This window comes from Paraburkholderia sp. SIMBA_030 (genome assembly GCF_046535245.1).
Lineage (GTDB): Bacteria > Pseudomonadota > Gammaproteobacteria > Burkholderiales > Burkholderiaceae > Paraburkholderia.
Map to the genome: position 1 here is coordinate 1 of NZ_JAWRXB010000355.1, position 278 is coordinate 278.

The following is a 278-nucleotide window of genomic DNA, read 5'->3' on the forward strand; positions in this document are numbered from 1 at the left end:
CTCGCGCAAGCAGCGTATCCCGGGACGGTAGTCTCGTTGCGCCTTTCCAGGCAAACAGTGTGTAGTTGCAACTGTCCTCGCCCACGAAAATGGAGAGCGACTTGCCGAACACGGAACGCACCTGCTCCAGGTAAAAGGGAATGTGGGGATCGTCTTCGACAAAGTTGGCGACCAGCAACCCATCGCCGTTGAGTCGGGCATGGCAGGCTTCGTAAAAGGCGGCGTTACCCAGCTGCGCAGGCATGCCGTGTGCCAGAAACCCGTCAACGAGAATCACG

At 58.6% G+C, this 278-nt stretch carries 1 pseudogene; it reads right to left on the minus strand.

From position 1 onward, the window contains the following. Positions 1 to 278: pseudogene (locus SB772_RS40330) on the minus strand (spermidine synthase); the annotation flags it as partial.